Here is a 13,126-nt window from a genome sequence, read left to right on the forward strand (position 1 = left end):
ATATAAAAAAGCCGGTGAAATATTAATCACCGGCTTTATATTTATACTAATTCTGCAACTTCATCTAGAACACGAACGAATTGTCCTTCATTGTAGGGATAACCAGCTTTTGTGATTTTCACACGAACTAATTTTCCTATTAAATCCTCAGATCCAGGAATGACAACCTTTAGGTAGTTATCTGTATAGCCTTCAACCATATTAGCAGCTGAATCTAGTTTATAAGCTTCCTCCGGTATAATTTCAAGTACTTCCCCTTCAAATCTAGAAGCATATTCTACCGCCAATTGATCATTTAATGTGATTAATCGGTGTACTCGTTCATTTTTCACATCTTCATCCACTTGGTTTTCCATTCTTGCGGCAGGCGTTCCTGTACGTTTTGAGTATGGGAAAACATGCAGTTCAGAGAATTTTTGGTCACGTATAAAGTTAAATGTCTCCATGAATTCTTCCGCTGTTTCACCTGGAAAACCAACAATAACATCGGATGTTATCGCAAGATCTGGTAAAGCAACTCTTAAAAGATCTAAGCGATTCGCAAAAAATTCCATTGTATATTTTCTACGCATTCTTTTCAATACAGTATCCGAACCAGATTGAATAGGGATATGCAAATGTCTTACCACAATCTTAGAATCTCTTAAAACATCAATTACTTCGTCTGACAATTGACTTGCTTCAATCGAGCTAATACGCAGTCGTTTTAAGCCTTTTACATTGTTTTCAATATCTCTTAAAAGTTGTGCTAAATTATAATCTTTTAGATCTTCCCCGTATCCACCTGTATGAATACCTGTCAGAACTATTTCCATATAACCAGCATCTACTAGTTGTTGCGCTTGTCTCACTACTTCTTGTGGATCTCTTGAACGCATTAGTCCACGAGCCCAAGGGATGATACAAAAAGTACAGAAGTTATTGCAACCTTCTTGAATTTTCAAGGATGCTCGAGTTCTGTCTGTGAATGATGGCACATCCAATTCTTCATATACTCGATTTTTCATAATGTTCCCTACAGCATTGATAGGTTTACGTTCTGTTTTATATTGTTGAATATAATCCAACATTTTGGTTCTTTCCTGTGTACCTACAACTATATCTACTCCTGGTATTGCCATAATTTCTGCAGGAGAAGTTTGAGCATAACAACCAGTTACACAAATAACAGCATCTGGGTTTTGACGAACAGCACGACGAATAACTTGACGACTTTTTTTGTCTCCCGTATTCGTGACAGTACAGGTATTAATAACATATACATCTGACTGTTTTTCAAATTCAGTCCGGCTATACCCATTTTCCTTAAATAATTGCCAAATGGCTTCAGTTTCATAGTGATTTACTTTACAACCTAACGTATGGAATGCAACGGATGACAAGTTCTCACACCTCTTTCATTCAAATTCATAAGAAATTGCTGACAGCGCATATAACGGTGCAGTTTCAGTTCGAAGAATCCTAGGTCCTAGCGCAATTGTCTGAAAATCATTATCTAATAATAGCTTTATTTCTGCTCGATCGAGCCCACCTTCTGGACCAAATACGATGAGTATCGATTGTTTATCATACACGTTTTTTAATTGTTCAGCAAACTTTTGTCGTTCATCAGTTTTGGCGTCTTCCTCATCCGCTACATACTTTACTTCGTATGCTTTGGACAATTCAACTAACTCTTTTATAGAGACTGGATTATGTATTTGTGGAATGGTAGAACGATGTGATTGCTCAGCTGCTTCCTTAGCAATTTTTTGCAATCGAGCTACTTTCTTTTCGTTTTTAGACTTATCCCATTTCACGATAGATCTTTTTGCTTCAAATGGATAGAGTTCGTACATTCCCAGTTCTGTTGCTTTTTGCGTGATCAATTCCAGCTTGTCTCCTTTTGGTAGACCGCAAACAATTGACACTTTCTTTGGCATTTCATTGGTGTTGAGTAGAACCTCTTTAACCTTTAAATGGACAGCTTTTGAAGACCCATCTAAAATTTCCATCGTATATGTTTGGTTATTAGCCACAACAAAAACTAGATCACCTGGTGACATGCGCATCACTTGAATCATATGATGCGCATCATCTCCGGTAATTGTCACTGTATTATTCTCACTTATAGGTTCATTTGTAAAATAACGTTGCATGACAATCTCCTTTATTTAACAGGTTTTCTCGAAATAATTGTTACCCAATCTTCCATCATCATGACTTCCTCAATTTCAAATCCTGCATGTTGTAATGATTCTCTTACATCATCTTTTTTCGTAGCAATGATTCCGGAAGTGATGAATAATCCGCCCTCTTTTACAATAGTGAATGCATCATCCGTAAATGTCATGATGATTTCTGCTAATATATTCGCTACGACTATATCTGCTTGTTCGTCCACATTATCTAGAAGATTACCGTGTGTTACACGAACAATATGGTCTACTTTGTTTAAAGCAATATTTTCTATTGCAGATCTAACAGCTACTTCATCCAAATCTAGCGCATGAATTTTAGAAGCTCCTAGTTTTGCTGCTCCGATAGAAAGTACCCCAGATCCAGTCCCTACATCAATTACACTTGAATCTGTTTGAACCGTTTTCTCCAACGCTTGGAGACACATAACTGTTGTCGGATGCGTACCTGTTCCAAAAGCCATTCCAGGATCAAGTTCGATGATTAGTTCATCCGTGTTCACTCGCTCATAGTCTTCCCAAGTCGGTACGATAGTAAATCGATTAGATATTTTCACAGGATGGTAATACTTTTTCCATGCCGTAGCCCAATCCTCTTCGTCTACTTCCTGAACAGAAACAACATTATGTCCTAGATCTATGTCGAAGTTTGTTAAATTGTTGATAGCAAGTTTGATCTCTTCCACTGTTTCTAATAAGAAACTTGTTTCAGCTAAATAAGCCTTCACACGTACACCATCTACCGGAAAGTCATCTGGGTTTAAGCTATAAATTTCACCAAATAAATCTTCTCTTTCTCTTCCTAATTCATCTGAGTCTTCGATAACTACACCACTTGCACCAGCTTCATGCAAAATATTACTTACCGCTTCAACCGCTTCATTTGTAGTATGGATGGATAGTTCAGACCATTTCACTTGCGCCAACTCCTTTATTCGCCTTTTAATGTCTTCTTGATCTTATCAAATAATGAACTGCCTTGCTCTTCTGGAATATCTCCACTGATTTCTGCAAATTCACGTAATAATTGTTTTTGTTTTTCTGTTAACTTTTTCGGCGTAATTACTTTTACTATTACATGTTGATCCCCAACACCGTAGCCATGAACGTTTTTAACACCTTTTCCTTTTAAACGGAAATTGGCTTGTGATTGAGTTCCAGCTGGAATTTTAAGTTTTACTTTTCCTTGGACTGTCGGAACTTCAATTTCATCACCAAGAGCTGCTTGTGCATATGTCAAAGGTAGCTCGTAATAAATATCGTCGCCATCGCGTTCAAAACGTGGATCTGCTTTAACACGGAAAACGATATATAAATCGCCCGCTGGTCCACCATTTGCTCCAGGTTCACCTTGACCACTTACACGAAGCTGCTGCCCATCATCCACACCTGCTGGGATGGTAACTTTAATTTTTTTGCGTTTGTTAACTGCGCCTTTACCATGACAGGTAGCACATTTATCTTTAATAATATTCCCTGTTCCTTGACAGTGATTACATGCGCGTTTAGTTTGAACGCGGCCAAATGGCGTATCTTGCGTTACATTTACTTGACCATGACCATTACAGTGTGAACATTTTTCTGGTTTTGTACCAGGTTTTGCACCTGAGCCAGAACATGTTTCACAGTTTTCTTCTTTAGATACTTCTATTTCTCTTTCTTTACCAAATACCGCTTCTTCAAACTCAATAGTCATGGAATATTGAAGATCATTCCCTTTTCTTGGAGCATTGGGATCACGTCTTCTTGAACCTCCGCCACCACCAAAGAATGAACTAAAAATATCTTCAAAACCAAATCCATCAGCACTACCGCCACCAAATCCACCAAATCCTTGGTTTGGACCTGCGTGACCAAATTGGTCGTAAGATGACCGTTTTTGTTCATCACTTAATACTTCGTATGCTTCGGAAATTTCTTTAAATTGGTCTTCCGCTCCAGCATCTTTGTTAATATCTGGGTGGAATTGTTTTGAAAGTTTACGATAAGCTTTTTTTATCTCGTCTTGAGTTGCGCTCTTAGATACACCAAGAACCTCATAATAATCACGTTTATTCATCTTTCACTCTCCTGCTCTGTTAACTTGCACATAGGAATAATTGTACCATGTACAAAATCCTAATAGCAAAACTTTGAAAATTTAATCATTCGGATCATGCCTGTTTCAACCTAAGAATATGACTTTAAAATCATATATGCTTTAATATCAACCTAATGAGAAATAAGACATTCCAGTTTTGCCTATACAGTAAGAAAAGCCAAAGCCGGAACCGGTCTTTGACTTTTTGCTTACCGACACTTCAACAATCTTACTTGTCTTTATCGTCGTTTACTTCTTCAAATTCAGCATCTACAACACCGTCATCAGTTGGACCAGCTTGTTCACCATTAGCTGCAGCATCTGCTTGTGCTTGTTCATACAATTTCATCGTAAGTTGTTGTACAATTTCATTTAATTTATCTTTTTTCGTTTTGATGTCTTCTAAGTTTCCAGCTTCTAAAGCAGCTTTTAACTCTTCTTTAGCATTTTCAGCAGATTTTTTCTCTTCTTCTGACACTTTATCTTCTAAATCTTTCAATGTTTTTTCAGTCATGAACACTAATTGATCCGCTTCGTTTTTCACTTCAGCTTCTTCTTTACGTACTTTATCAGCATCTGCATTTGCTTCAGCTTCTTTTACCATACGCTCGATTTCTTCGTCAGAAAGGGAAGAATTCGATTGAATTGTAATATTTTGTTCTTTTTGAGTACCTAAGTCTTTTGCTTTAACATTTACAATACCATTTTTGTCGATATCGAAAGTTACTTCGATTTGTGGAACTCCACGTGGTGCTGGTGGAATATCTGCTAATTGGAAACGTCCAAGTGTTTTATTATCTGCAGACATTGGGCGTTCACCTTGAAGTACATGAATATCAACGGCAGGTTGGTTATCTGCTGCAGTCGAGAATGTTTGTGATTTTGAAGTAGGGATTGTTGTATTACGTTCGATTAACTTAGTAAATACCCCACCCATTGTTTCAATACCTAAAGAAAGTGGTGTTACGTCAAGTAGTACTACGTCTTTTACATCACCAGTTAAAACTCCACCTTGTACAGCAGCACCCATTGCTACTACTTCATCAGGATTTACGCCTTTATGCGGCTCTTTTCCAGTTTCTTTTTTAATAGCGTCTTGTACAGCAGGAATACGAGTAGATCCACCAACAAGAATAATTTTATCGATTTGAGAAGCAGATAATCCAGCATCTTTCATCGCTTGACGAGTTGGTACCATTGTACGTTCAACTAAATGAGCAGTTAAATCGTCAAATTTCGCACGTGTCATCGTTACTTCTAAGTGAAGCGGTCCAGCTTCTCCTGCAGTGATGAAAGGAAGAGAGATTTGAGTTGATGTTACACCCGATAAATCTTTTTTCGCTTTTTCAGCAGCATCTTTTAGACGTTGTACAGCCATTTTGTCTTTAGACAAGTCGATACCATTATCTTTTTTGAATTCTTGTACTAGGTAATCCATTAATACTTGGTCAAAGTCATCTCCACCAAGACGGTTATCCCCTGCAGTAGCAAGTACTTCGAATACACCATCGCCAAGCTCAAGGATAGATACGTCAAATGTACCGCCACCTAGATCGTATACTAGAATTTTTTCGTCATGATCCATTTTATCTAAACCGTATGCAAGTGCAGCAGCAGTTGGTTCGTTAATAATACGTTCTACTTCCAGTCCAGCAATACGACCAGCGTCTTTAGTAGCTTGACGTTCTGCATCATTAAAGTAAGCAGGAACTGTAATTACAGCTTTCGTTACTTTTTCACCTAAGTATTCTTCTGCAAATCCTTTTAAATATTGAAGAATCATTGCTGATACTTCTTGTGGAGTGTAATCTTTTCCTTCAGCTGAAACTTTTTCGTTCGTACCCATTAAACGCTTAACTGAAGCGATTGTATTAGGGTTAGTGATAGATTGGCGTTTTGCAACTTCCCCAACTTGTTTTTCACCATTTTTAAAAGCAACAACAGATGGAGTCGTACGGTTACCTTCTGGATTCGGAATTACTTTTGGTTCTCCACCTTCTAATACAGATACACATGAGTTTGTTGTTCCTAAGTCAATACCAATAATTTTAGACATTTAATTTTCCTCCTAATATATAACTAGCTATTCTTTTTTGGGTATTCCAATCAATTACATAAGAATAAGTAATGATGAAAATGATTTATTCGTTTACTTTGACCATGGAAGGTCTTAATACTCGGTCTTTTAACTTGTACCCTTTTTGCAGCTCTTGAAGCACTACTCCGGATTCTTTTGAATCATCTTGCTCTTGCATAACAGCTTGGTGGAAGTTCGGATCGAATGCTACACCTTCTGCTTCGATTGCTTCCAAACCTTCTTTTTTAACTGCTTCTAGAAGAGTACGGTAAACCATATCTACTCCTTTAACTAAAGAAGCTGCTTCTTCAGAAGTCGTTTCAACTGCAAGTGCACGTTCAAAATTATCAAGCACAGGCAGAATATCCGTTAAAACGGATTGAGCACGGTATTTATAATCCGCTGCTTTGTCTAATTGTACCCGACGCTTGTAATTCTCAAAGTCCGCTCTAAGACGAATAAGCTTATCTTGTTCTTCTTCGATTTGCTGTTTAGCCAGAGTTAGTTCATCTACTTCTTCCACAACTTCTTTCGGCTGTTCAGACTCTTCTTGAATAGTTTCTTTTACTTCTTGCTCTTCTAAGTTTTCATCTTTGATTTCTGACATTGTTCGGAACTCTCCTTATCCTTGATGTCCATGTAATATTTTCGATAATTCTCTAGATAAATCACTACTCATGACATCTAGTAATGACACGACTCTCCTATAATCCATTCGAGTCGGACCAATAATCGCTATCGAACCCACTTGCTCTTCACCAATACCATATGAGGCAGTAATAACACTACATCCCTCCATGGCAAGATCATTGTTTTCTGATCCAATGCGAATTTGAATTCCCTTTTTATCCAAATGGAAAATACCTGGAATTTGGTTTACATGATCCATCCAATTCATAATACTCCGTGCTTTTTCTACATCATTAAATTCTGGTTGGTTCAATATTTGTAACTTCCCACCATAATACACCTTGTCTTCATGCTCAATAGTCATCGCTTGGTTAAGCGATCCAAAAAGATGATTCAGACGACCGTTATTTTGTTGCAACACATTCAGCGTTACCGCCTCTAGCATTGCAGGGAGTTCATGCAAATATACCCCTACTAGACGTTCGTTGATCAGATTGATCATACGTTCGATATCAGATGCCTGAAAATTTTCAGGGATAGAAAATAGTCGATTCTCTACATGACCACTGTCTGTAACAATTATCGCTACAGCAGAATCACTTGAAAGTGGTACAATCGAAAATCGTTTAACACGATGTTTTCTCACATCTAAGCCTAACATAATAGAGGTATAATTCGTTAGTTCCGATATAATTTCAGCGGATTTGCGAATTATTTGCTCCGTCTCCACCTTTCGTTCCTCAAAGATAGAACGAATTTGTTTTATCTCGCTTTGCGAAATTCTTTGTGGAGTTAACATATTATCGACATAATAACGGTATCCCTTTTGTGAAGGCACACGACCAGACGAAGTATGTGTTTTTTCTAAAAAGCCCATTTCTTCTAAATCTGCCATTTCATTTCGAATAGTAGCAGGACTAAATGGTACTTCCTCCTTTTTCGAAAGCTGACGAGATCCAACTGGTTGAGCGGTATCGATAAAATCATCTACCGTTACTTGCAATATTAATAATTGCCTGTTTGTTAGCATGATTATCACCTCTGTTAGCACTCGTTCAAAGAGAGTGCTAATACTCATATAAAACTTATCAAATCTACAGAAAACTGTCAACGATTTAGCTTTAATTATTTCAAGAAATATTGAAACACTTCATTTCCCATAAACCTTCCACGGGAAGTCAGTCTTACAAAATTATTTTCCAGAACTAATAATTCCCTCTGAAGTAACTCATCTAGTTCTTTTCCGTATACATCACGAAGGGTTAGACCATATCTTTCCTCAAATTTTGCAAGTGATACACCCTCATTCTTACGTAAACCAAGAAACATTTCTTCTTCCATTTTTTCCACGTTTGTCACTTCTTTTTGCATCATAAGAGGTTGTTCCCCTGTATCGATTGTCTGCATGTATTTTTTTATTGGTCCATGATTGGAGTATCTCTTACCATTCACATATCCATGAGCACCAGCACCTAATCCGATATATTCATCATTATTCCAGTAAAGTAAATTATGTTTTGATTCTTTTCCTACATATGCGAAATTACTTATCTCATATTGAATATAACCATGACTTTTCATTTCCTCTAATAGATAACCATACATCTCCGCTTCTAAGTCTTCTCCTGGAAGAGAGAGTTTCCCTTTGGATAGTAGATTATAAAAGATTGTTTTTGGCTCAACTAACAAGGAATAAGCCGAAATATGTGGAATTTTTAAGCGGAATGCTTCCTGCAAGGATGCTTTCCATTGATCCATCGTTTGGTTTGGAAGTCCATACATCAAATCTATACTTATCGAAGGGAAATCAGTTTGTTTGGCATGATTAATCACTTCATAGACATGATCATTCGAATGGGTTCTTCCTAATACTTTTAAAAGGTCTTGATCAAAGGTTTGGACTCCCATACTTAACCGGTTCACACCGAATTCGCGCATCTTTTGCATTTTATCAAGTGTCAGCTCATCTGGATTAGCTTCCGATGAGAATTCTGTGACATGCTCCATTGGTATATATGTGGTAATCAGCTCTAATAATCGATCTAATTGGTCTACTGATAAAGAAGTTGGAGTACCACCCCCAATAAATATCGTTTCAATTTCTGCTTTTTGTAAATCATTTGCCCACAATGCCATTTCTTTTCCAAGTGATTCAATATATTCATCTACCGGTTGGTTATGAAAGAAAAATTTATTGAAATCACAGTAATTACAAATTTGATGACAGAAAGGAATATGTATATATACGCCTCGTACCATAACTATCCCTACTTTCTTCTTCCATATAGGAAAAAGGAGGCTGCTAGTGCCTCCCCCTTCGTTTTATTATTTATTTGGCTCGTCCATTTTCAGAACAGCCATGAAAGCTTCTTGTGGAACTTCCACAGAACCTACTTGTTTCATCCGTTTTTTACCTTGTTTTTGTTTATCTAGAAGTTTTCGTTTACGAGAGATATCGCCACCGTAACATTTAGCTAAAACGTTTTTACCAATTGACTTAATAGTGGAACGAGCAACAATTTTTTGCCCAACAGCTGCTTGTACTGGAACTTCAAACTGTTGTCTCGGTATTAATGCCTTAAGTTTTTCGACTATTAGCTTACCGCGTTCATAAGAGAAGTCACTATGAACGATAAAACTAAGTGCATCCACTTTTTCGCTGTTTAGTAAAATGTCCATTTTAACTAATTTGGATTCTTTATAGCCTATTAAATCATAGTCAAAAGAAGCATATCCTTTTGTACTTGATTTTAATGCATCAAAGAAGTCATACACAATTTCTGATAGTGGAATTTCATAAATAATATTCACACGAGCTTTAGATAAAAAGTCCATAGTTACAAAGTTCCCACGTTTGCGTTGACACAGTTCCATAACGGAACCAACATATTCTTCTGGGACCATAATAGATGCTTTAACATATGGCTCTTCAATTTTATCTACTTTTTGTGATTCTGGCATCATGGAAGGATTGTCCACTTTTAGGATTTCTCCATTCGTAAGTTTCACATCATAGATAACACTTGGAGCAGTAGTTATTAGATCAATATTGAATTCACGTTCAATACGTTCTTGAATGATTTCCATATGTAGGAGACCTAAGAAACCACAGCGATATCCAAAACCTAATGCTTGGGAAGTCTCTGGCTCAAATTCAAGTGCGGAGTCATTCAATTGTAATTTTTCTAAAGCATCACGTAAGTCAACATATTTTGTATTATCGATTGGATACAACCCACAGAATACCATTGGATTCATCTTTTTATATCCAGCCAAAGCTTCAGTAGCAGGGTTTTCAGCTAATGTAATCGTATCCCCAACACTTGAGTCCCCTACATTTTTCATAGAAGCTGTTAAGAAACCAACATCTCCAACAGTCAGTTCAGAACGTTGTGTTGTTTTAGGTGTAAATACACCCGTTTCTACAACATCAAATTCTTTACCTGATGACATCATTTTAATCTTGTCACCTGGTTTTACTGTTCCATCAATGATACGGATATACACGATAACTCCACGATAAGGATCGAATAAGGAGTCAAATATTAATGCTTTTAATGGTGCATTTGGATCTCCAGTTGGAGCAGGCACTTTTTCTACAATTTGTTCCAGAATTTCTTCAATACCAATTCCTGCTTTTGCGGAAGCTAATACCGCTTCGGAAGCATCCAGACCAATAACATCCTCCACTTCGCCTCTCACACGTTCGGGGTCAGCTGCTGGAAGGTCTATTTTGTTAATAACAGGAAGGATTTCCAAGTCGTTATCTAAAGCCAAATAAACATTTGCAAGTGTTTGTGCTTCAATCCCTTGTGCTGCATCTACAACTAAAATAGCTCCTTCACATGCTGCTAAGCTACGAGACACCTCATAAGTGAAATCGACATGTCCAGGGGTATCAATAAGATGGAAGATATACTCTTCGCCGTCTTTTGCATTATAAGTCAATTGAATAGCATTCAATTTAATGGTAATCCCGCGTTCTCGTTCTAGATCCATTGAATCGAGTAATTGATTTTGCATTTCTCGAGATGTTACAGTTTGTGTTTTTTCTAATATACGATCCGCAAGGGTAGATTTCCCATGATCGATATGGGCTATAATCGAAAAGTTACGTATTTTTTTCTGTCGTGCCAGTCTCTCATCATTATTCATGCTTGTTCACTCCTAATTAAACTATAATGAATTATAGCAGTGAACAAGCGATTCATCAATGTTAGGATGTAATTTGTTGATGAAAAAGATTTGAAACAGCTTTTGCCAAAATAGCAATCGTTCTATTTACTTCCACTTCTGTACTATCGATTCCGCCTAATTCTATTAAAATAGCATTCTTCGATAAATCCTGGTTATATACACCATTTACACCTTTTCCAGATTTCACTACTACCCCTCTAGAAATCCCTGGGACTAATTTATTTAATTGGATAGAAAGATTATTAGCTAGCTGTTCATTCCATTTGTGGTTGGCATGTTCTCCACCAACTACAATATATATCTTGGCATAACTCTCATCCCCAACTTGAAGAGTAGCTATGTCTGCCTTAACTGCATCTCGATGAAGGTCTAAGACAATATCATACTCATCATGCGCCAATGCTTCCTGAACAAAAGGCCGTATCGAATTATACTGCCTCGCATCTCCTGTAGTCTCAGGCCCCAATATGTCCGTTTCTAATTGATGAAATGCAAATTGAGAAGTTATCTGCTCTTGAAAAGAAGTAATATTGTTTTCCGGATGATAAGTTGCAATTTTGTCACCTTTAGCTGCTAGCATGGGCTTAAAGGCTTCTTGAGAATGGGTAAAATAGACAAAAGCTTTTTTGGGTTCCAAAATTTCGGAAACAGCAGCAGTTTTTGTATCTAACTGTGCAGCATATACAACCGCTGTGTTACTTTCTTCTTTCGGGGGTGCTTCTTGTTCTGTTGCTGTCTGAAGCTTTTGTTGCGGAAAAAGAGGCGTTTGGACGGTTGCAATAATAATAGGTGCTAAAAATAAAAGTAATAAAATGCTAACTACATTCTTTAAGGACTTAGCCATAATTTCCACTCTCCTCACACAATCGTATGAAGAGAGCAGTAATTTTAGAACAGTTTATCTTGTTGTTATCCAACTTTCTATGCCATTTGAAAGTAAATATGCATAGTGTTCCACCCATGCATCCGTCTCTTTAGGGGTTACGAACAAAGATGGATTCTTACCAACAAATACTTCCTCAAATAATTGTCTTTTTTCGTCTGTAGACCACGTAACCCATTCTCCAAAAATCGGCTGTAGTACAGATTTATCTATGGTTGGTTTTTTGCTAGACACCATTGGAGTAACTGCTAATGCAGCAGAGGGACTCCCTTTTTCCTCCACCTTTGAGGCAATATAATGAATTACCTGCTCCATTGCATCTGCATATAAAACCGGTCCATCTACAACCATTGGAATCCCAATAGCTGTGACAGGAACACCATATACCTCTTCTGAAATCTCTTTTCGTTGGTTACCAACACCTGATCCTGGATGTATCCCTGTATTCGTCAGCTGAATCGTTTTGCATAAGCGTTCGCTATTCCTAGCTGCTAAAGCATCTAATACAATGATTAAATCTGGTTTATATGCTTTACTAATCGCTTCGACAAAATCACTCGTTTCAAATCCGGTTTGTCCTGTTACTCCTGGTGCATACATTACCACCTTTATCTTCTCTGTATTTTGAGTCAAAGAAGAACCTTGCAAATACTCTATTGCCTTCGGACCAATTGCGTCAGGCGTAATAGTTGCATTACCTAGTCCTATGATTAATATTCTGGAATCCTTCGAAAGATTTAAATCTTGATGTATTTCTTTAAGCTTTTGAATAAATATTTTTTCTATTGGCTTGAAGCTATCTTCCTCATCTGGACTCACCGTCAAATCTGTTAAAGTAATGTACTTACCCTTCTTCTTTCCTAGTTTCTTTTCTCCCTCTTCATTTACCTCAATGGATGTAATAAGTACTGCTCCCTCACGATTTTCGTCGAATGAAATGCCCTCGGAGTTTTTTAATGTGTTTTTTTCGCCACCAGTTCGATGCTTTACCATTTCATCCGATTCGTCTAATAAATCAGTTCTTCCCCACATATAATCACCTCTTTTTTAGTGTGGTCGAAGTGTCAAGTAAATATTCTTTG

The 13,126-nt window shown here is 37.3% G+C and carries 11 protein-coding genes; all 11 read right to left on the reverse strand.

All coding sequences use genetic code 11. The annotated features are described in order from the left end of the window. Window positions 1-41 precede the first annotated feature (41 nt). The 11 genes from mtaB to gpr all read right to left on the reverse strand — a co-directional run bounded on the left by mtaB (window position 42) and on the right by gpr (window position 13,076). Complete coding sequence (mtaB, locus tag MKX39_RS11145; protein ID WP_340769604.1) at window positions 42-1,382, reverse strand: tRNA (N(6)-L-threonylcarbamoyladenosine(37)-C(2))-methylthiotransferase MtaB; 1,341 nt, start codon at window positions 1,380-1,382, stop codon at window positions 42-44. Window positions 1,383-1,397: 15 nt separating this feature from the next. Beyond that, a complete protein-coding gene (locus MKX39_RS11150; protein ID WP_340769605.1) occupies window positions 1,398-2,138 on the reverse strand; it encodes a 16S rRNA (uracil(1498)-N(3))-methyltransferase in 741 nt (246 codons plus the stop codon). Between the two features lie 11 nt (window positions 2,139-2,149). Continuing rightward, window positions 2,150-3,094, reverse strand: coding sequence for a 50S ribosomal protein L11 methyltransferase (gene prmA / locus MKX39_RS11155; protein WP_340762746.1), 945 nt, complete (start codon window positions 3,092-3,094; stop codon window positions 2,150-2,152). 14 nt (window positions 3,095-3,108) lie between these two features. Further along, window positions 3,109-4,236 (reverse strand): molecular chaperone DnaJ, encoded by a 1,128-nt coding sequence (dnaJ, locus tag MKX39_RS11160; RefSeq protein ID WP_093538496.1) that lies wholly within the window; start codon window positions 4,234-4,236, stop codon window positions 3,109-3,111. A 250-nt stretch (window positions 4,237-4,486) separates the two neighbouring features. Then, window positions 4,487-6,313, reverse strand: coding sequence for a molecular chaperone DnaK (gene dnaK, locus MKX39_RS11165; RefSeq protein WP_340769606.1), 1,827 nt, complete (start codon window positions 6,311-6,313; stop codon window positions 4,487-4,489). 85 nt (window positions 6,314-6,398) lie between these two features. After that, on the reverse strand, window positions 6,399-6,941 hold the full coding sequence (gene grpE / locus MKX39_RS11170; RefSeq protein WP_093538494.1) for a nucleotide exchange factor GrpE: 543 nt from the start codon (window positions 6,939-6,941) through the stop codon (window positions 6,399-6,401). A gap of 15 nt (window positions 6,942-6,956) precedes the next feature. Next, window positions 6,957-7,994 (reverse strand): heat-inducible transcriptional repressor HrcA, encoded by a 1,038-nt coding sequence (hrcA, locus tag MKX39_RS11175; RefSeq protein ID WP_340762748.1) that lies wholly within the window; start codon window positions 7,992-7,994, stop codon window positions 6,957-6,959. A 95-nt stretch (window positions 7,995-8,089) separates the two neighbouring features. Then, window positions 8,090-9,223 (reverse strand): radical SAM family heme chaperone HemW, encoded by a 1,134-nt coding sequence (hemW, locus tag MKX39_RS11180; RefSeq protein WP_340769607.1) that lies wholly within the window; start codon window positions 9,221-9,223, stop codon window positions 8,090-8,092. A gap of 66 nt (window positions 9,224-9,289) precedes the next feature. Continuing rightward, complete coding sequence (gene lepA, locus MKX39_RS11185; protein ID WP_340769608.1) at window positions 9,290-11,119, reverse strand: translation elongation factor 4; 1,830 nt, start codon at window positions 11,117-11,119, stop codon at window positions 9,290-9,292. Between the two features lie 61 nt (window positions 11,120-11,180). Further along, window positions 11,181-12,005, reverse strand: coding sequence for a stage II sporulation protein P (gene spoIIP, locus MKX39_RS11190; RefSeq protein ID WP_340769609.1), 825 nt, complete (start codon window positions 12,003-12,005; stop codon window positions 11,181-11,183). Window positions 12,006-12,059: 54 nt separating this feature from the next. Further along, the gene (gpr, locus tag MKX39_RS11195; RefSeq protein WP_340769610.1) at window positions 12,060-13,076 is read right to left on the reverse strand and encodes a GPR endopeptidase; all 1,017 of its coding nucleotides are present in this window, start codon (window positions 13,074-13,076) and stop codon (window positions 12,060-12,062) included. Between the last annotated feature and the right edge of the window lie 50 nt (window positions 13,077-13,126).

The sequence above is a fragment of the Psychrobacillus sp. FSL K6-1464 genome (genome assembly GCF_038003145.1).
GTDB lineage: Bacteria > Bacillota > Bacilli > Bacillales_A > Planococcaceae > Psychrobacillus > Psychrobacillus psychrotolerans.

What these genes read in the sequence shown, in the direction of transcription:
- MKX39_RS11150 (WP_340769605.1), bottom strand. Translation starts at nt 2,138, where the DNA reads ATGCAACGTTATTTTACAAATGAACCTATAAGTGAGAATAATACAGTG.
- dnaJ (WP_093538496.1), bottom strand. Translation starts at nt 4,236, where the DNA reads ATGAATAAACGTGATTATTATGAGGTTCTTGGTGTATCTAAGAGCGCA.
- dnaK (WP_340769606.1), bottom strand. Translation starts at nt 6,313, where the DNA reads ATGTCTAAAATTATTGGTATTGACTTAGGAACAACAAACTCATGTGTA.
- grpE (WP_093538494.1), bottom strand. Translation starts at nt 6,941, where the DNA reads ATGTCAGAAATCAAAGATGAAAACTTAGAAGAGCAAGAAGTAAAAGAA.
- hrcA (WP_340762748.1), bottom strand. Translation starts at nt 7,994, where the DNA reads ATGCTAACAAACAGGCAATTATTAATATTGCAAGTAACGGTAGATGAT.
- hemW (WP_340769607.1), bottom strand. Translation starts at nt 9,223, where the DNA reads ATGGTACGAGGCGTATATATACATATTCCTTTCTGTCATCAAATTTGT.
- lepA (WP_340769608.1), bottom strand. Translation starts at nt 11,119, where the DNA reads ATGAATAATGATGAGAGACTGGCACGACAGAAAAAAATACGTAACTTT.
- spoIIP (WP_340769609.1), bottom strand. Translation starts at nt 12,005, where the DNA reads ATGGCTAAGTCCTTAAAGAATGTAGTTAGCATTTTATTACTTTTATTT.
- gpr (WP_340769610.1), bottom strand. Translation starts at nt 13,076, where the DNA reads ATGTGGGGAAGAACTGATTTATTAGACGAATCGGATGAAATGGTAAAG.